Origin of the sequence: Defluviimonas sp. D31 (genome assembly GCF_033436765.1) — a bacterium.
In the GTDB taxonomy this organism is placed as follows: Bacteria; Pseudomonadota; Alphaproteobacteria; order Rhodobacterales; family Rhodobacteraceae; genus Albidovulum.
On sequence record NZ_JAWQFN010000005.1, the window covers coordinates 183,229 to 201,241 of the forward strand.

Sequence of the window (18,013 nt, forward strand, 5' to 3'; positions counted from 1 at the left end):
TCGACTGGCAGGGCAACGCGGCACGCGCCGAAAGCGCCGCTCAATGCGCCTCGGCCCAGTTCGCACCCTGCCCGGCATCGACCACGAGCGGCACGTCGAGATGGGCGGCGGGATGGGCCGCCCCCTCCATGACCTCGCGCGCGGTCTTGATGAGCCTGTCCACCGCGCCCTCCTCGACCTCGAAGAGCAGTTCGTCATGGACCTGCAGAAGCATCGTCGCGGGAAGGCCCTCTATCGCTTCCGGCATGCGGATCATCGCGCGCCGGATCACGTCGGCCGCCGCGCCCTGAATCGGCGCGTTGATCGCGGCGCGCCGGGCAAAGCCCGCCGTCGTGCCCTTGGCGTTGATTTCGGGCGTATGGATCTTGCGGCCGAAAAGGGTCTGGACATACCCGTGCTCCTTCGCGAAGGCCACGGTCGCGTCCATGTAGGACTTGATCCCCGGGAACCGCTCGAAATAGCGGTCGATGAAGCCCTGCGCCTCGGCGCGCGGGATGCGCAGGTTGCGGGCGAGGCCGAAGCCGGAAATCCCGTAGATCACGCCGAAGTTGATCGCCTTTGCCCGGCGCCGCACCATCGGGTCCATGCCCTCGACCGGCACGCCGAACATCTCGGAAGCCGTCATCGCATGGATGTCGACGCCCTCGCGGAACGCCGTCTTCAACTCCGGGATATCGGCGACATGGGCGAGGATTCGAAGCTCGATCTGGCTGTAGTCGAGCGAGACGAGCCGCATTCCCGGCCCGGCGACGAAAGCCTCGCGGATGCGGCGCCCCTCCTCGGTCCTGACGGGGATGTTCTGCAGGTTCGGATCGGTCGAGGCGAGCCGCCCGGTATTGGCCCCGGCGATGACGTAGGAGGTGTGGACGCGGCCCGTCTCGGGGTTCACATGGCTCTGCAGAGCGTCGGTATAGGTCGACTTGAGCTTCGACAGCTGGCGCCAGTCGAGCACGCGGGCCGGCAGGTCGTGCCCCTCGGCGGCGAGGTCCTCAAGGACATCCGCACCCGTCGAATAGGCCCCGGTCTTGCCCTTCTGCCCGCCCGGAAGCGCCATCTTGTCGAAGAGGATCTCGCCGAGTTGCTTGGGGCTGCCGACGTTGAAGGGCTCGCCCGCGAGCTCCTGGATCTCAGCCTCGAGCCCGGCCATCTTCTGGGCAAAGGCATTCGACATCCGGTTGAGCGTCGCCGCATCGACGAGGATGCCCGCCATCTCCATCTCGGCAAGCACCGGCACCAGCGGGCGCTCCAGCGTCTCGTAGACCGTCGTCACCCGCGCCCGGTGCAGGTTGGGCTTGAACGCCTGCCAGAGCCGGAGCGTGACATCGGCATCCTCGGCGGCGTATTTCACCGCCTCGTCAATCGGCACCCGGTCAAAGGTGATCGCCGACTTGCCGGTGCCGAGGAGCGATTTGATCTCGATCGGCGCATGGCCGAGATAGCGTTCGGAAAGCCCGTCCATGCCGTGGTTGTGCAGCCCCGAATGCATCGCGTATGACATCAGCATCGTGTCGTCGATCGGGGCCACCCGCACCCCGTGACGGGCGAAGATCTTCCAGTCGTACTTCATGTTCTGGCCGATCTTGAGGATCGCATCATCCTCCAGCACCGGTTTCAGAAGCCCGAGCGCCTCGTCGAGCGCCATCTGCCCCTCGGCCAGTTCGTTCGAGCCGAAAAGATCGCCGCCGCCCTGCCGGTGGCCGAGCGGGATGTAGCAGGCCTCGCCCGGCACGACCGAGAGCGAGATGCCGACAAGTTCCGCCCGCATCTCGTCGAGACTGGTGGTTTCGGTATCGACTGCGACATAACCGCGGTCGCGGATCGCCGCGATCCAGCGCGCGAGCGCCTTGGCGTCGCGGACGCATTCATATTTTCCGGTGTCGAAGGGCGCCGCCTCGGCGACCGCCTGCGGCGGCGCCTCGGCGGCTTCGTGCGTGACCGGCACCGCCGGCGCCTCGGGGATCGCCGGGGCTTCGACCTTCAGCGCCTCGGCGACGCGCTTCGTCAGCGTGCGAAACTCCATCTGCGCGAGGAAGTCCATCAAAGGCTCCGCCTCGGGCGCCTTCACCTCGAGTTCATCGAGCGTCCATGCGACCGGCGTATGCGCGTCGAGCGTCACCAGCCGCTTGGAGATGCGGATGAGTTCGGCATTGTCGATCAGCGCCTGGCGCCGCTTCGGTTGCTTGATCTCCTCTGCGCGCGCCAGAAGCGTCTCCAGATCGCCGTATTCGTTGATGAGAAGCGCGGCGGTCTTCACCCCGATCCCCGGCGCGCCGGGCACGTTGTCGACCGAATCCCCGGCCAGCGCCTGCACGTCGACCACGCGGTCGGGCTTGACGCCGAACTTCTCCTCGACCTCTTCAATGCCGATCCGGCGGTTCTTCATCGCGTCGAACATCTCGACGCCGCCGCCGACGAGTTGCATCAGGTCCTTGTCCGACGAGATGATCGTCACCTCGCCGCCCGCCTCGGTCGCCTGCCGGGCGAGCGTCGCGATGATGTCGTCGGCCTCGTAGTTCTCAAGCTCGAGGCAGGCGACGTTAAAGGCCCGCGTCGCCTCGCGCGTGAGCGGGAACTGCGGGCGCAGATCCTCCGGCAGGTCCGGCCGGTTGGCCTTGTACTTGTCGTAGATGTCGTCGCGGAAGGTCTTGGAGGAATAGTCGAAGACGCAGGCGATATGAGTCGGGCCGTCCTTGCCGCTGTTCTGGCTGAGCAGGGACCAGAGCATGTTGCAGAACCCCGCCACCGCGCCGATCGGCAGCCCGTCGGACTTGCGCGTGAGCGGCGGCAGCGCGTGATAGGCGCGGAAGATGAAGGCGGAACCGTCGATCAGATGCAGATGGCAGCCCTTGCCGAATGTCATGTCGCCCCCCGTCCTGCTCGTGACCGACTATTCGCACGATCCTCGCGGGAACGCCACCCGCGGCCGGCGGCCCTGCTTAGAGGTGCGTTCGAGAGCAGTTCAGAATCCTCCGGATAGGGCGGCCGGTTGATCCGGCAACGCTTGGCGCCACAGCAGCGCAAGGATGACTCTCGTCGCGGTTGCCTCATCAAGTGGCGCGCGTTACATGTCCTCAGGGGCAGCCAAAAACAGGCACAATCTATGTCGAAGCATCCGCTTTCCAACATCAATGCGCCGGTCAAGGTCGTGATCTGGGACCTCGACGAAACATTCTGGAAGGGAACGCTTTCGGAAGAGGGCATCGAGCCGATCCCCGCTCATGTCGAGATGGTGCGGACGCTTGTCGACCGGGGCATCATGTGCTCGATCTGCTCCAAGAACGACTTCGACACCGCCAAGGCCAAGCTGGAGGAGCTTGGCATCTGGGACATGTTCGTCTTCCCGCATATCGACTGGACGCCGAAGGGCCAGGCCATCAACACCATGCTGGAACGCATGGGTCTGCGGGCGGAGAATGCGCTCTTTCTCGACGACAACCACCTGAATCTTGAAGAAACGACCTTCTTCAACGAAGGCATCATGTGCGTCGACGCAACCCTCGATCTTGCCGGGCTTCTCGACCTGCCGCAGATGAAGGGCAAGGACGACCGCGAGCATTCGCGCCTCAAGCAATACCGGGTGATGGAAGGCAAGTTCGCCGAGATGAAGTCGAGCGGGCTGTCGAACGAGGATTTCCTGCGGCAGTCCGAAATCCAGATCCGCATCATCACCGACATCGACGACAAGATGGACCGGGTTCTGGAGCTGCTGAACCGGACGAACCAGCTCAACTTCACGAAGGTCCGCGCGAACACCGACAAGGAGCGGGCAGACCTCGACAATCTTCTGAAGACGTCCGGCATGCATGCCGGCCTGATCCAGGTGAAGGACCGCTACGGCGACTATGGAATCGTCGGGTTCTTCTGCGTGCGGACGAAGTTCTCGGGCACGACGGTGCACCATTTCGCTTTTTCGTGCCGGACGCTCAACATGGGCGTCGAGCAATGGGTCTGGCAATATCTGAACAAGCCCGAGTTCAAGATCGTCGGCCCCGTGTCGGGCGACCTCGACGCAGACAAGGAGGTCGACTGGATCACCGAAGTCGCGGATTTCGACGCCGCGGTGGAAGAGGAGCAGAAACGACTTGTCCTCGTCGGTGGCTGCGATCTGCTGCAGGTCTCGTTCTACTGCGGCACCAACCGCGACGAATTCGTGAACAAGCAGGACGAGATGGGGCTCCTCGTCCGCTACGACGATGTCGGATTCTTCATCAACCCGCGCGACATGGAGCTGAAGCACTCGAGGGCATTAAGAAACTTCATAGGCTGGTCTTATGACGACATGTTGAACCTCGACCGGAGCCTTGGTGAAGCCGATCTGGTTCTTCTCTCGATGTATTTCTCGGTGCCATCCGACAACCTCTTCACCTTCGGCGGCAAGGAGTTCGGCGGCAAGTACTGGGGAACGGTACCTCCGCGTCGGCTCAAGCGGCTGATGAAGGACCCCGATCACGCCTTGCGCTTCGCCAAGGAGATGTTCCACCGCCGCCTGCCGCTCGAGGACCGGCTCGACCTGACGCGCCAGGCCTTCGCCCATGCTTATGGCCATAAGAAGCCGGGCGCGCTGCTGTTCATCCTCTCAGCCGTGGCCGACCACGGTCAGCAGGCCGAACGAACGCGCGACATGCGCCTGGCCTTCAACACGATGTGCCGCGAATTCTGCGCGGACAATCCGGAGGCGGTGTTTGTCGATATCGATACGCTGCTGCTCCCGGAGGAGTTCGCCGACAGCGACCATTACACCAGAACCGGCTATTTCAAGATTGCTGATTTCATGAACCGGAGCGTTGGAAACGCCTCGGGCGCGAAGGCTGCATAATTAAGTACAACGCGATCAGTGGCCCCAAAAGCCAGAACCATCACAGGAACCCACCATGACTTCGGAAACTTTAGGTGATCGCAGGATCGGCGAGGCTAGCCAGCCCCCTAGCGCCATGGAGCGCTATATGGGCTTTCTGCTTCAGGAATGGGAGAAGATGCGCGTTAAGGCGTTGCGTGCGCCCGACTTGCAACCGTCATCGTCCACTGACGTTTTGAAATCGACCGTTGATATCGTAGGAGGCGCATCCGGCCTTCGGCTCGAATTCGGCGTGTGGCGCGGCAAGTCCATCCAAATGTGCGCCGCACGCTTTCCCGATCAAAGATGGTACGGTTTCGACAGCTTCGAGGGCTTCCCGGATGACGGCAGAATTGACTGGCAGAAACCGTTCAAAGTCATCGAAATGCCCGACACGCCCAATAACGTGACGCTCGTTAAGGGGTATTTCTCAGACTCCCTCGATCCTTTTCTAGCCAACACTTCTGGTGAGGTCGCCTTCGTAAACATCGACTGCGACCTCTATTCCTCGACCGTCGACATCTTCAGCGCGTTGGAAAAGCACAATAGGCTAAAGCCCGGTGTCGTCATTTATTTCGACGAGCTGATCAATTACGCTGACTACATGTGGAACGAAAGCCTCGCGCTGTTCGAGATGTGTGAGCGCACCGGCCTTGGAGTAGAGTGGATCTGCTACGACCACCACCTGCGATCGCCCGAAGAAACGACCGCGTTTTTTCATAAAGGCAACCACCCGACTTGGAATGACGATATCCGAGAGGGATACTGGGTGCAGGCTAGCTGCCGACTGACCAAAGGGCCGATCGACTGTGGACCGATGCATGATCCTGCTTACCGCGCACGGATCGCGCGGATGATCAAGGGGTTCACGAAGCAGGAAACCGTGCGCACTCGCTCATTCGAAAAACGTCAGGAACGGCTGGCCGAGCAGGAGCGTGAACGAGAATTAAGACTTGTTGAGCGTAAGAAGCTTGAGAAACAACGGCAACTGGAAAACCTCGAACGCCGCCGCTTGGAAAAGGCGGGCCGTCACTGAAGGACCACGCTCCGCGCGGTTTCTTACCACGTTTTCAGTAAGGCGATGAAAGTGATGAGGAAGGCACCGCGACAATCCCCTTTACCTCGGTCAGCTTGAGTGTTTTGGCAAGCCTTCGGGTATCAGACAAACTGACGACGGACGCTATTCGTTGAGCTTGGCATGAACCTCGTCGAGGTCGACTTCGCCCTTCGGCATCTTGTTCGCCGGGTTCTCGAAATCGTAGCGGAAGAGTTCGAAGTCGCGCTTGTAGATCTCGTAGACGATATGCATCGAGAGGTCGTCAAAATAGGCTTCGACCGGATGGGCGCGCTTCGGACCGTGGCCCTCGCTCTCGTTGAAGCGCGGGATCGCGGCGAGGTCCACCGGAACCGGAGTCTCGATGGCGTCGAGCACCTTTTGCATGCCGTCGTTGAAGGTCTCGGTGAAGATGATCGAGTTATAGCGCCCGCCGTTGGCGATCAGTGTCGCGACATGGCCCGACATCGCGGACCAGTGGATGTCGGGGTCCATCGGCCGCTTCCAGCGGATCGTGTCGCGCGCGAACAAGAGGAAGCGGCGGAACGACTTGATCTGGTCGAAATCGAACCCGGTTTCCGGGGTGCCGACCTCGATGCCGTATTTCTGGGTCAGGAGCGGCACGAGATTGCCGCGGTAACGCTTGCCGTTCCTCTGGATGCCGCAGATCTTGTCGAAGAAGGACGACAGGATCCGCGTGTAGGGATTGCGCACGCAGGTGAAGGTGTAGCTGCGATGGGCCTTCACGTTGGCCTCGATCAAGGGCTGGCTCGGTTCCTGCGCCCACTTGTGCATGCCCGAGGTCGAGTCATGGATATCCCCGTCGAAGAAACGCCCGTGATCGGAGTAGAACATGATCTGGCCGATCGTCGAGCAGGCGCATTTCGGCACCACGCGGTAGACCACGCTTTCGCTCTCCGTCATCCAGGTGCCGGGAAAACCCATGAAATCGCCTCCAAAACCGGGCCGCATCGCAACCCGCGCACGAATTGCTGCATAAAGAGCAAAGAAGCACTGTCTTTTCAACGGCTGTTGGGGGTAATTAGCCCCACAAACAGCCAAGCAGCGTCTTCCAGGTTTCACCAATGGCAAGAATCGCCTTCATACTGCTGTGCCACCGGGATCCCGAGGGGATCATCGACCAGGCCCGGCGGCTCACCGCGACCGGCGACTGCATGGCGATCCACTTCGACGCGCGCGCGAATCCCGCCGACTACGCGCGGATCCGCGCCGAACTGGCCGGCAATCCCAATGTCACCTTCGCGCGGCAGAGGGTCCGGTGCGGCTGGGGCGGCTGGAGCCTCGTGCAGGGTACGCTGAACGCGACCCGCGCCGCGCTCGACTCTTTTCCCGACGCGACGCATTTCCTGCTGCTGTCGGGCGACTGCATGGCGATCAAGTCCGCCGAGTATGTGCATGCCTTCCTCGACGCCGAGGATGTGGACTATGTCGAAAGCTTCGACTTCTTCGACTCCGACTGGATCAAGACCGGAATCAAGGAAGACCGGTTGATCTATCGCCACCCGTTCAACGAACGCCGCCACAAGCGGCTCTTCTATGCCTCGCTGAACCTGCAAAGGCGGCTCGGCCTCAGGCGGACGCCTCCAGCCGACCTGCAGATGATGATCGGCAGCCAATGGTGGTGCCTGAGGCGCCACACTGTCGAGGCGGTGTTCGAATTCACGCGCGGCCGGCGCGACGTCATGCGGTTCTTCCGAACGACTTGGATCCCCGACGAAACCTTCTTCCAGACGCTGGTCCGTCACCTCGTCCCAGAACGCGAGATCCGGTCCCGAACGCTCACCTTCAAGATGTTCACCGACTACGGGATGCCGGTGACGCTCTACAATGACCACTACGACCTCCTCCTGGGGCAGGACTTTCTCTTCGCCCGCAAGATCAGCCCGGACGCGCGTGAACTGAAGGCGCGGCTCGGCGATCTCTATGCGGCGCGGGGCATCGAGTTCCGGATCTCGAACGAGGGGGAGCGGCTTTACACGTTCCTCGCGGGGCGCGGTCGCTCGGGTCGGCGCTTCGCCCGGCGGTTCTGGGAAACCGAGGCGAGCCTCGGCGCCGATCGCGAGCTCATGATCGTGGTGTGCAAGAAATGGCATGTCGCCAAGCGGCTCGCCCGGCGCGCCGGGCAGGTCGCGCAGGTGCCGGTGATCGAGTACCTGTTCAACGAGGAAGGGACGCCCCTGCCCGATCTCGGCGGCATCGAGACGACACTGGAAAAGCGCGCCCGTCACCACCGGGCGCTGATGCGGATGCTCTACGGCTATCACCGGACCGACCGGCTGATCATATGCCTCGATCCCTCGAGCATCGATCTGATGCAGGATTTCTGCTCGGACCGGGCGACCGTGCGGATCCTCGAGGTCGACTGCCGGTATTCGGACGACAACCTCGCCGGCCATGCCCGCCGAGTTGGCCTCGCGGGCGAACACACCGGCGCAGAGGCGCTCGGCCGGCTCCTGCCGTCGATCCGCCACGACCTGCGCCACGAGAGCGACCGGATCCGCGATTCCGGTTTCTCTCATCTCCACCGGATCCGCGAGGGCCGCTCCGTGGAGGAAAACGCCGTGCCTTTGGCGGCGTTTCTCGATATTTCGGTAGGCGCCGCGCGCGAGATCGCGGCAAAAGAGCACATGTTCGACGATTGAGGAAGCCATGGCCTACGTTTACGACGACACCAATGTCTTCGCCCGCATCCTGCGCGGCGAGATCCCCAACAAGACGGTGCTAGAGACCGAGCATACGCTCGCGTTCCACGACATCGGCCCGCAGGCCCCGGTCCATGTGCTGGTGATCCCGAAGGGCAAATACGTGAACTTCGACCACTTCTCCGCCGAGGCCTCGACAGAGGAGATCGCCGATTTCATGCGCAGCGCGGCCGCGGTCTGCGAGACGCTCGGCATCCGCCCCGGCGACGGCGGACAAGGCTACCGGACGATCTCGAATGCCGGGACACATGGCGTGCAGGAAGTGCCGCATTACCACATGCATATCCTCGGCGGCCGGGTGCTTGGGTCGATGTTGAAGCGGGTGGATTGACAGGCGGCGCGCGCTTGTCCATCCACCTACAATCGCTATCATGCCGCAAACTTTCGTGACGGAGCCCAGACCATGCCCATCCCCGCCCCAGAGACCGAGGTCGTGTCCTCCTGGAAAGTGGCCTGCGACGGCGGCGAGGGCGCGCTCGGCCATCCGCGCGTCTGGCTGACGATCCCGCAGGAGACGGGTTTCGTCGAGTGCGGCTATTGCGACAAGAAATACGTCATCGACCGCGACCACGCCCACGACGACCACTGACGGCGCCGTCCAGGCCGCCTGAGGCGGGCCGCCCAGGCGAGCCCGGATGACGGCGCGGATGCAGGCGGCCGGTCATTCCGCCGCGACCCTCGTCGCAAAGCGCCTCAGGAGCGAGGCGATCTCCGGCCGGCAGGATCCGCAATTGTTTCCCGCGCCGATCGCCGCGCCCACCGCCTCGACCGACAGCAGGTCCTGGGCGAGCACGGCCTCCACGATCGTGTTCACGCCGATGCCGAAACAGGAACAGAACGTCGCGCCGGGGTTGGGTCGACCGGCGGCCGGCTAACCGGCAAGGGTCTCCAGACCGGCGCTGCCAAGCTGGTTGGCCAGATGCTCGCGCGAGACCGCCACGGGCTCCGGCCCGGCGAAAAGCGCGGCCAGCGCCCTACCCTCGGCGATCAAGGCCACCCGCCCCGGGCGCGGTCGACGACGTTCTTGGCCTCGGCGGACGGCAGACCGAAGGCGGTGCGGGCGAAAGCCTCCCAGTCCGTTGGCAGAGTGGCACCGGCAAGCTCCATGCGCCAGCCGCTCGCGACCAGTGTCCGCGCGGCATGGTCCGTATCTGGCAGCGCATCGGCCCGGGTGACCGCGAAGCCGTACCAAGCGGCGTTTTAGGCGCGCAGGATAACCGCGCCGGCCTTGCTTTCTGGCCGTCCCGCGACCGGGTCGGTGACGGGCGAGACGAGCGCGCCGACGCGGCCCGTGGGGGCGTGCTCGACGGTCCAATGCATCGGTGCGAAGACCTGGCCGGGGCGCCCTTCCGGTGCGGGTCCTCGTGTGCAACTGGTCGCAGATACGGCCGGTGTTGAGCCGGAAGGGGTAGCAGCCGTCGGCGATGGCGGGTCCGCGCGAGATGACGGGCACCATTCGCGCCTTGCCGTTCGGCGTGAAGAAGCCCGCCTCGGCGAAGAAGCGCCCGCCGGTCCGGGTCGCGCTCACCGGTCAGCAAACCGGCGCCAGCGCATCGTATGCGGCCTGGTCGAGCGCGGAGAGACCGGGAATGTCGAAGTCGCGGACCTGTGTGCCGCCGCCCGACCGGAAAGCGCGGCGTATTCGCGGAGGATTTCCGCCGGCGCGGCATAGTCGAAGGTGGAGGCCCAGCCCATGCGGCGCCCGACCTCGGCGAGGACCGCCCAATCGGGCCGGGCAGAACCGGGCGCGGGCAGGAAGGGGCGCTGGCAGCTGATCGTGCGGTCGGAATTGGTCACCGTGCCGTCCTACTCGCCCGAGCCTGCGGCCGGCAGCAGAATATCGGCGAGGCGCGTAGTGTCGGTCGTGGCTAAAAGGTCGCTGACTCCGGTGAAGTCGCATCCCGCGATGACGTCGCGCACAGCGTCCGCATCAGGCAGGGTCGCCGCGGGATTGGTGCCGATGATCCAGAGCGCCTTGATGCGTACATCGGCAACCACCCTGAACATCTCGACCGCCTTCCACGGCTTCTCAGGCATCGCCGGCGCCTCCCAATACTCGCGCACGAGGCGACGATGATCGGGGTTCTCGATCTCAAGGTGCCAGGCAAGCATGTTGGTGAGCCCGCCGACCTCGCGCCCGCCCATCGCGTTGGGCTGGCCCGTGACGCTGAACGGCACCATGCCGGGCCTGCCGATGCGGCCGGTCGCGAGGTGGCCGTTGAGAATCGCGCCCACCTTGTCGGTGCCGGAGGCGGACTGGTTCACGCCCTGGCTGAAGACCGTCACGACCTTCTCGGTGCCGATCCAGAGGTCGAGGAAGGCCGCGATCTCCGCTTCGCCGAGTCCGGTTTTGCCCTTGTCGGCGCGGGCGGCGGCGGCGGCCTCGTCGAAACCCTCGAGATGGCACGCAAAGTCCGGGTCGACCGCACCTCTGTCAGCAATGGCGGCGAGCAGGCGGTTGAACAGTGCCACGTCGGCGGCGGGATCGATCTTGAGGTGCAGATCGGCCAGATCGCAGGTCGCGGTGCGGCGCGGGTCGACGGTGACGACCCGCATCTCGGGCCGCGCCGACTTCGCGGCAGCGATCCGCTGGTAGAGGACCGGGTGGCACCAGTCGAGGTTCGATCCGACAAGGACGACGAGATCGGCCTCCTCCAGATACTCGAAGGTGGCCGGCGACGGTCGAGGCCATGCAGAGACGCGAATTCGAGTCGATATTGGCCGACCCGATGAACCCCTTCATCAGCTTGTTGGCGACGTAGTAATCCTCGGTCAGGAGCTGGCCCGAGACGTAGAGGGCCACCGCATCCGGACCGTGCACGGCGATGGTCTGCCGGAACCGGTCCGCCACCAGATCAAGCGCCGCGTCCCAGCCCGCCTCGCGGCCGCCGATCCGAGGGGCGAGAAGCCGGCCGTCGAGGCCCAGCGTCTAGGCCAGCGCCGTGCCCTTGGAGCAGAGCCGACCGCTGTTTGCCGGCTGATCCGGATCGCCCCGCACCGCGAAGCCGCCCGCTCCGTCGGGTGCCACGATCACGCCGCAGCCGACGCCGCAATAGGCGCAGGTGGTGCGGATGCCGGGCGCGTCGAGAAGGATCCGCCCGCCCTCGAGCCGGGCGGGATAGGTCGGGACCTCGCCCGCGTCGGCACCCTGCGCCTGCCCGGTCTCGAGGCTGAAGACCCAGCTGTGCAGCGGTCGGAAAGCGCGAAGACCTCGTCGGCGGCGGTGCGGAAGACCGCGACGCAGCCCTCAGCGGTCTTGACCACGCGGGCGCCGCGTGTGGGGATGTCGTCCACCGCCCCGATGTCGTTCGAGGTGGTCATTCCGCGGCCTCCAGCATGAGATTGGCGAGCGGCGCGCAGCGCGCCCGATCGGATTGGACATGGTCCGCCCAGGGGGCCCTCTGGTAGACGGACTGGCTGATCCGAAACCGCTCGATCAGGGCGGCGCGGCTCTCAGGGGCGTCGACGACGCGCGCCTTCACCCAGTCGAGCCCGACCTTGGCGATCCACTTGTAGGGCCGGTCGAGGTACTTGGCGTTCTCGCGGTAGAGCTGGACGAAGGCGATGGTGAGCGCGATCGCCTCCTCCTCGGTCCTCACGCCGGCGGGCCGCTCGGTCTCCTTCACGTCCATCCCGGCAGCACCGCCGACACCGACCTGGTATCCGCTGTCGACGCAGACGATGCCGACATCCTTGCAGGTCGCCTCGGCGCAGTTGCGCGGGCAGCCGGAGAGGGCTTGACCTTGTGCGGCGTCCACGAGCCCCAGAGCGCCTGTTCGAGCTTCACCCCGAGGCCGGTCGAATCCTGCGTGCCGATGGGCGTTGTTTCAGAACTCGGCAGCGGCGGGATTCACGTAGCGAATCCGGCAGGTTAAGACGCCCGGCATGAACAAGCCCGAACCTGCTCGCTACCGCGCGACGAGCTGGAAGCCCTGCAATGAAGCGCTGAGGCGTCGCGGATCACTGCTGATCAGGCTCGACAAGGACATGGTGTGGCTTGCCCCCAGGGCCGGGCGTTCAGGCCGACCGCCGGTATTCTCCGATGCCGCGGTACAGTTCTGCCGGATGCTGAAGGGTGAAGGGCGTCCCGGAAACATGCCTGCGGCATGTTTCGGCCCTGAACGGGCGGAGCCCCGGGCAAGTTCAGCCTACCGCTTCGGCAGACGACGGGGATGGTGTCCAGCATCCTGCAGATGGCCGGGCTGGATTGGCCGGTCCCCGGCTTCTCCACCCTGAGCCGCAGGCAGAGGAACATCGCCGTCGGGATCTCGAGCCGCCGGTCGCCGGGCCCGCTGAGCCTCATGGTCGACATCGAGCCGGTAAGCGCCACCGGTTCGAGCGAACCGGCAAGGGGGGACCAAGTTCCCGGGCGACGGCGAATGGCTGGCCCGCAAGCATGGCACCCATCGCAGACGCCACTACCGCGAGGTACATCTGGCGATTGACACGGCCACCGGCGACATCCGGGCCGAGGAATTCACCTCGAGCTGCGAAGGCGACAGACCCGTCCTTCCTGACCTGCTCGGCCAGATCCCGCCGGATCAACCGATCGGCACGGTGACCGGCGATGGGGCTTTCGACACCCGCCGCGGCCACTCCGCGATCCTCGCGCGTGGCGGCACCGCTTTTGTACTCATCCGCAAGAACGGGCGCTTTTGGAAGGAGGACTGCCCTGCCGCAACGGCGCGCAACGAAATCCCCCGGGCGGCCAGACGCTTCGGGCGGGCGACCTGGAAGCATTGGCCTGGCTATCACTCCGCTGTCGGATCGAGGCGAAGATGCCCTCGCGGGTTCGCTCGACCCTGTGGCGCTGAACCTGCGCGGCCTCAAATCCGTCAGCGAAAGTATCGCATCGCGAGACCCCGACCGCCAGACCGCCGACATCCACATCCGCATTGTCCTCGTGAACCGCTTCAACGCCCTCGGCCAAGCCAAGATCGAGCGCGTCACCCGAGATCAACGGGCAAAGGGGGCATCACGCCCAGACCGCGACTCTTGCAACAACGCCGGGTCGATGTGGCGAGGATCGCGCCGGGCAGGAAATGCGCTCGTCGGTCTGGCCGTCCCGTTCACGGCTGCGCGGTGATTTCCTGCGCGTCCCCGCAGCCACTTCCTGTTTTGTGTGCGCCCTCCGGACGGCACGGTCGACGACGATCAGGCAGGGCGCGCAGAGTCCGCTAGTGCTTTATCATCACGTGACGCACGGCCGTGTAGTCCTCGAGCGCGTACATCGACATATCCTTGCCGTAGCCCGAGCTCTTCAAGCCGCCGTGCGGCATCTCGTTGACCAGCATGAAATGCGTGTTGACCCAGGTGCAGCCATAGCGGAGCCTCGCCGCCGTCGACATCGCCCGCCCGATATCCTTGGTCCAGACCGACGACGCGAGGCCGTAGTCGCTGTCGTTGGCCCAGCCGACCGCCTGCTCGACATCCTTGAACGGCGTCACCGACACCACGGGGCCGAAGACCTCGCGCTGGACGATCTCGTCCTCCTGCCGCGCCCCGGCGACCACGGTGGGCGTGTAGTAAAAGCCGTTGTCGCCATGAGCCTTGCCGCCGGTCGTGATCTCGACATGCGGCAACTCGCGCGCGCGTTCGACGAAACTCGCGACGCGGTCGCGCTGGCGGGCCGAGATCAGGGGCCCGATCTCGTTCACCGTGTCGTCGCTCTGCGCGAAGGCGATCCCTTCTACGGCCGTTGTCAGATCGGCGACGAGCTTCTCGTAGGTCTTCTCGGAGGCGTAGATGCGGCAGGCCGCCGTGCAGTCCTGACCGGCGTTGTAGTAGCCGAAGGCGCGCAGCCCTTCGACGACCTCGGACAGGTCGGCATCATCGAACACGATGACCGGCGCCTTGCCGCCAAGCTCCAGATGAGTGCGCTTGACCGATTTCGACGCCGCCTGAAGCATCTTCTTGCCCGTCGCGACGTCGCCGGTCAGGGAGATCATGTCGACCTTCGGATGCGAGACGAGCGCGTTCCCCACGGTCTCGCCGCGCCCGGTCACGATGTTCACGACGCCGGGCGGCAACTCCTCGGCCAGGATCCGCGCCAGCTTGAGCGCGGTCAGGGGCGTCTGCTCGGAGGGCTTGAAGACGACGGTGTTGCCGCCGGCGATCGCGGGGGCGAGTTTCCAAGCCATCATCATCAGCGGATAGTTCCAGGGCGCGACCGAGGCGATGACGCCGACCGGATCGCGGCGGACCATCGAGGTGAAGCCTTCCATGTATTCGCCCGCCGCCGGTCCGTGCATGTTGCGCGCCGCGCCCGAGAAAAAGCGGTAGACATCCACGATCGCCGGGATCTCGTCGCCGATCGCGGCATTGATCGGCTTGCCGCAGTTCAGCGCCTCGAGCCGTCCGAAGGCCTCGCCCTCGGCCTCGATCCGGTCGGCAATCCTCAGAAGCGCCGCGGCGCGGGCCGACGGCGAGGTGCGCGCCCAGCCGGAGAAGGCGTCCGAGGCCGCCGCGACGGCCGCTTCGACCTGCTCCGCCGAAGCCTCGGGCAGATGGAGGATCGCCTCTCCGTTGCGCGGGTTCAGGATCGCCTCTTTTGTCTCTGTTCCCTCGGTGAAAGCGCCGTTGATCAGGAGCTTGGTATCCATGTCTTATCCTCGCTATGCGGATGTCATTTGCCGCCCCCGGCGGTCTCGGTGCCGCCGCGGGTCAGGTAATAGGCGCCCAGGATGGGCAGGAAGGTCACCAGCACGACGACCATCGCGACCACGTTGGTCACCGGGCGCTGGCGCGGCCGGACAAGCTCTTCGAGCATCCAGATCGGCAGGGTCTGCTGCTGGCCGGCGGTGAAGGTGGTCACGATCACCTCGTCGAAGGACAGCGCGAAGGCGAGCATCCCCCCGGCGAGTAGCGCGGTCGAGATGTTGGGCAGTATCACGTGCCGGAAGGTCTGGAAGCTGTTCGCGCCGAGATCCGCCGACGCCTCAACGAGCGACCCCGACAGCCGGCGGAACCGCGCGACCGCGTTGTTGTAGACCACGACGATGCAGAACGTGGCGTGGCCGAGTACGATCGTCAGCGTCGAGAACGGGATGTCGCCGAGGTTAAAGGCCGAGCGCAGCGAGATGCCGGTGATGATACCGGGCAGGGCGATCGGCAGGATCACCAGAAGCGAGATCGACTCGCGCCCGAAGAACTTCGCCCGGCTCACGGCGGCCGCGCAGAGCGTGCCGAGCGCGATGGCGATCACGGTGGAGACCGCGGCGACCTTCAGCGAAAGGCCGAGAGAGGCCCAGACATCCGGGCGGTTCCAGGTGACGCCGAACCATTTCAGCGTCAGCCCCGGGGGCGGCCACTGGTACGATCGGTCCTCGGTCGTGAAGGCGTAGACGAAGATCAGGATGATCGGCAGGTGCAGGAACGCGAGCCCGGCGAAGGCCGCGATCTTCAGTCCCAAAGGGGCGCGCTCAGAGTGCATCGAACGCCCCCTTCCGCTTGGCCATCCAGAGATAGAAACCCATGATCACGATCGGCACCACGGCGAAGGCGGCCGCGAGGGGGATGTTCCCGGCGGTGCCCTGATGGGCATAGACCGCCTGCCCGATGAAGAGCCGCGAGGAACCGATGATCTGGGGAATGATGTAGTCGCCGAGCGTCAGCGAGAAGGTGAAGATCGAGCCGGCGATGATCCCCGGCAAGGCAAGCGGCAGGATCACATGGCGCAGCGTCTGGCCCGGGCTGGCCCCGAGATCGCCCGACGCCTCCAGCAGGTTCTGCGGCACGCGTTCGAGCGCCGCCTGCACAGGCAGGACCATGTAGGGAAGCCAGACGTAGAGAAAGACGAGGAACGTGCCGATGTAGCTGACCGACAGGGAGCCTCCGCCGATCACCGGCATCGACAGCACAGCGTTCAGGACCGCGCTCGCGCCGATCCCTTCCACCATCCAGTTCAGGATGCCTTCCTTGGCGAGGATCAGTTTCCAAGCGTAGACCTTCACGAGATAGCTCGACCACAGCGGCAGCATCACGCCGAGATAGAAGAGCGCCTTCATCGGGCCCTTCGCGTAGCGCGCGGCATAGTAGGCGATCGGAAAGGCCACGATCGCGGCGGCGACGGTCACCGCGGCCGCCATCAGGGTCGTGCGCAGGATGATGTCGAAATTGGCGGGCTGCAGCAGCTCCGCATAGGTCTTGAGCGTGACCTCGTAATTGATGAGGCCCGTGAACTCGTCGATCGAAAAGAAGCTCTGGACCAGTAGGGCGAAGAGCGATCCCACATAGACGATGCCGAGCCAGAGGAGCGGCGGCAGCAAGAGGACGAGCAGAAGCAGGCGAGGCTGGCGCCAGAAGGCGTCCGAGACCCGCTGGGCGAGGCCCTGATGGCTTGCGACCATCACTCGTCCTCCATCCGGTGGATCGAGGCGTCGCTCCAGTTGAGCCCGACCCGCGTCCCAGGTTCCGGCACCGTCCGCTCCGCCGGAACCGCCACCGTGAGCTGGTCACCGCCAAGGTCCACGGTCACGCGCTTGACGGGTCCGATGTAGCGTATCGACGCGACCGTACCGGCCAGGCGTCCGCTTTCCGCCTTCGCAAGCTCCATCGACTCCGGTCGCAGGCTGTGCCACGCCTTCGCGCTGCCCGCCGACTGGCTGAGTGCGGGCGACAGCACGTTGGCCGAGCCGACGAAATCGGCGACGAACCGCGTGCGCGGGCGCTGGTAGATGTCTTCCGGGCTGCCGGCCTGCACGATCCGCCCGTCGTTGAAGACCGCGACGCGATCGGCCATCGACAGCGCCTCGCCCTGGTCGTGGGTCACGAAGACGAAGGTGATGCCGAGCTGCTTTTGCAGCGCCTTGAGCTCGTCCTGCATCGCCTCGCGGAGCTTCAGATCGAGCGCGCCGAGCGGTTCATCGAGCAGAAGGACGCGGGGCTTGTTGACGAGCGCGCGGGCGAGCGCCACGCGCTGCCGCTGCCCGCCGGAAAGCTGGGCGGGTTTGCGGTCGCCGTAATCGCCTAGCTTCACGAGCGCCAGCATCTCGTCCGCCCGGCCGTGACGGCTGCGCTTGTCGACGCCCTGCACCATCAGCCCGTAGGCGACGTTGTCCCGGACGTTCAGGTGCGGAAAGAGCGCGTAGTCCTGGAACACCGTATTCACCGGGCGGCGATTGGGCGGCAGGTTCTCCGAATTCTCGCCGAAGATCCTCACATGCCCCGCATTCGGCCGCTCGAACCCGGAGATGAGCCGCAGGCAGGTTGTCTTGCCCGAGCCGGACGGGCCCAGCATGGCGAAGAAAGTGCCCTCCTCGATCGCGATGGACACGTTGTCGACCGCGCGCACCGCGCCGAAACTGCGAGAGACTTCGTCGAATTCTACAGCATAGGACATGGACATACCGGTTCTCTGACCCGGCGGCTCAAGTGCCGCCGGGCGGATTTCGTTGGATCAGG

General features: G+C 65.0%; 11 protein-coding genes and 4 pseudogenes. 6 read left to right on the forward strand and 9 right to left on the reverse strand.

All coding sequences use genetic code 11. From position 1 onward, the window contains the following. Positions 1-40 precede the first annotated feature (40 nt). On the reverse strand, positions 41-2,860 hold the full coding sequence (gene polA, locus R5H32_RS11465; protein WP_318338815.1) for a DNA polymerase I: 2,820 nt from the start codon (positions 2,858-2,860) through the stop codon (positions 41-43). Positions 2,861-3,100: 240 nt separating this feature from the next. On the opposite strand from polA, the gene R5H32_RS11470 reads away from it, so the two are divergent. Both R5H32_RS11470 and R5H32_RS11475 read left to right on the forward strand, forming a co-directional pair. Next, positions 3,101-4,816 carry a hypothetical protein gene (locus R5H32_RS11470; protein ID WP_318338816.1) on the forward strand — a complete coding sequence of 572 codons (1,716 nt, stop codon included), beginning with the start codon at positions 3,101-3,103 and terminating at the stop codon, positions 4,814-4,816. A gap of 55 nt (positions 4,817-4,871) precedes the next feature. Continuing rightward, entirely contained in the window at positions 4,872-5,870 is a 999-nt protein-coding gene (locus R5H32_RS11475; RefSeq protein ID WP_318338817.1) for a TylF/MycF/NovP-related O-methyltransferase, read from the forward strand. A 144-nt stretch (positions 5,871-6,014) separates the two neighbouring features. Here R5H32_RS11475 and R5H32_RS11480 read toward each other — a convergent pair whose 3' ends face one another. Beyond that, positions 6,015-6,833, reverse strand: coding sequence for a sulfotransferase family protein (locus tag R5H32_RS11480; protein ID WP_318338818.1), 819 nt, complete (start codon positions 6,831-6,833; stop codon positions 6,015-6,017). A gap of 140 nt (positions 6,834-6,973) precedes the next feature. On the opposite strand from R5H32_RS11480, the gene R5H32_RS11485 reads away from it, so the two are divergent. The 3 genes from R5H32_RS11485 to R5H32_RS11495 all read left to right on the forward strand — a co-directional run bounded on the left by R5H32_RS11485 (position 6,974) and on the right by R5H32_RS11495 (position 9,200). Next, positions 6,974-8,551: a DUF5928 domain-containing protein gene (locus tag R5H32_RS11485; RefSeq protein WP_318338819.1), complete on the forward strand. Its 1,578-nt coding sequence runs from the start codon at positions 6,974-6,976 to the stop codon at positions 8,549-8,551. A 7-nt stretch (positions 8,552-8,558) separates the two neighbouring features. Beyond that, positions 8,559-8,942, forward strand: coding sequence for a histidine triad nucleotide-binding protein (locus tag R5H32_RS11490; protein ID WP_318338820.1), 384 nt, complete (start codon positions 8,559-8,561; stop codon positions 8,940-8,942). A 72-nt stretch (positions 8,943-9,014) separates the two neighbouring features. Beyond that, entirely contained in the window at positions 9,015-9,200 is a 186-nt protein-coding gene (locus R5H32_RS11495; protein ID WP_318338821.1) for a zinc-finger domain-containing protein, read from the forward strand. A 72-nt stretch (positions 9,201-9,272) separates the two neighbouring features. Here R5H32_RS11495 and R5H32_RS11500 read toward each other — a convergent pair. The 3 pseudogenes from R5H32_RS11500 to R5H32_RS11510 form a co-directional block, all read right to left on the reverse strand. Further along, positions 9,273-11,705: pseudogene (locus R5H32_RS11500) on the reverse strand (molybdopterin-dependent oxidoreductase). Next, positions 11,691-11,932: pseudogene (locus tag R5H32_RS11505) on the reverse strand (tRNA-(guanine-N1)-methyltransferase); the annotation flags it as partial. The pseudogenes R5H32_RS11505 and R5H32_RS11500, both read right to left, overlap by 15 nt. Further along, a pseudogene (locus R5H32_RS11510) lies at positions 11,929-12,425 on the reverse strand (nitrite reductase large subunit); the annotation flags it as partial. The pseudogenes R5H32_RS11505 and R5H32_RS11510, both read right to left, overlap by 4 nt. A 71-nt stretch (positions 12,426-12,496) precedes the next feature. Here R5H32_RS11510 and R5H32_RS11515 point away from each other — a divergent pair. Beyond that, positions 12,497-13,559, forward strand: a pseudogene (locus R5H32_RS11515) (IS5 family transposase); the annotation flags it as partial. 229 nt (positions 13,560-13,788) lie between these two features. On the opposite strand, the gene R5H32_RS11520 reads toward R5H32_RS11515, so the two are convergent. The 4 genes from R5H32_RS11520 to R5H32_RS11535 are packed head-to-tail and all read right to left on the reverse strand — an operon-like array spanning position 13,789 to position 17,951. Beyond that, a complete protein-coding gene (locus R5H32_RS11520; protein WP_318338822.1) occupies positions 13,789-15,213 on the reverse strand; it encodes a gamma-aminobutyraldehyde dehydrogenase in 1,425 nt (474 codons plus the stop codon). A gap of 23 nt (positions 15,214-15,236) precedes the next feature. Continuing rightward, complete coding sequence (locus R5H32_RS11525) at positions 15,237-16,043, reverse strand: ABC transporter permease (protein ID WP_318338823.1); 807 nt, start codon at positions 16,041-16,043, stop codon at positions 15,237-15,239. Further along, a complete protein-coding gene (locus R5H32_RS11530) occupies positions 16,033-16,959 on the reverse strand; it encodes an ABC transporter permease (protein ID WP_318338824.1) in 927 nt (308 codons plus the stop codon). Before R5H32_RS11530 ends, R5H32_RS11525 begins: the two co-directional genes overlap by 11 nt. Beyond that, entirely contained in the window at positions 16,959-17,951 is a 993-nt protein-coding gene (locus R5H32_RS11535; protein WP_318338825.1) for an ABC transporter ATP-binding protein, read from the reverse strand. Before R5H32_RS11535 ends, R5H32_RS11530 begins: the two co-directional genes overlap by 1 nt. Between the last annotated feature and the right edge of the window lie 62 nt (positions 17,952-18,013).

Coding starts and splice junctions, on each gene's coding strand:
- polA (WP_318338815.1), bottom strand. CDS start 2,860: ATGACATTCGGCAAGGGCTGCCATCTGCATCTGATCGACGGTTCCGCC.
- R5H32_RS11470 (WP_318338816.1), top strand. CDS start 3,101: ATGTCGAAGCATCCGCTTTCCAACATCAATGCGCCGGTCAAGGTCGTG.
- R5H32_RS11475 (WP_318338817.1), top strand. CDS start 4,872: ATGACTTCGGAAACTTTAGGTGATCGCAGGATCGGCGAGGCTAGCCAG.
- R5H32_RS11480 (WP_318338818.1), bottom strand. CDS start 6,833: ATGGGTTTTCCCGGCACCTGGATGACGGAGAGCGAAAGCGTGGTCTAC.
- R5H32_RS11485 (WP_318338819.1), top strand. CDS start 6,974: ATGGCAAGAATCGCCTTCATACTGCTGTGCCACCGGGATCCCGAGGGG.
- R5H32_RS11490 (WP_318338820.1), top strand. CDS start 8,559: ATGGCCTACGTTTACGACGACACCAATGTCTTCGCCCGCATCCTGCGC.
- R5H32_RS11495 (WP_318338821.1), top strand. CDS start 9,015: ATGCCCATCCCCGCCCCAGAGACCGAGGTCGTGTCCTCCTGGAAAGTG.
- R5H32_RS11520 (WP_318338822.1), bottom strand. CDS start 15,213: ATGGATACCAAGCTCCTGATCAACGGCGCTTTCACCGAGGGAACAGAG.
- R5H32_RS11525 (WP_318338823.1), bottom strand. CDS start 16,043: ATGCACTCTGAGCGCGCCCCTTTGGGACTGAAGATCGCGGCCTTCGCC.
- R5H32_RS11530 (WP_318338824.1), bottom strand. CDS start 16,959: ATGGTCGCAAGCCATCAGGGCCTCGCCCAGCGGGTCTCGGACGCCTTC.
- R5H32_RS11535 (WP_318338825.1), bottom strand. CDS start 17,951: ATGTCCTATGCTGTAGAATTCGACGAAGTCTCTCGCAGTTTCGGCGCG.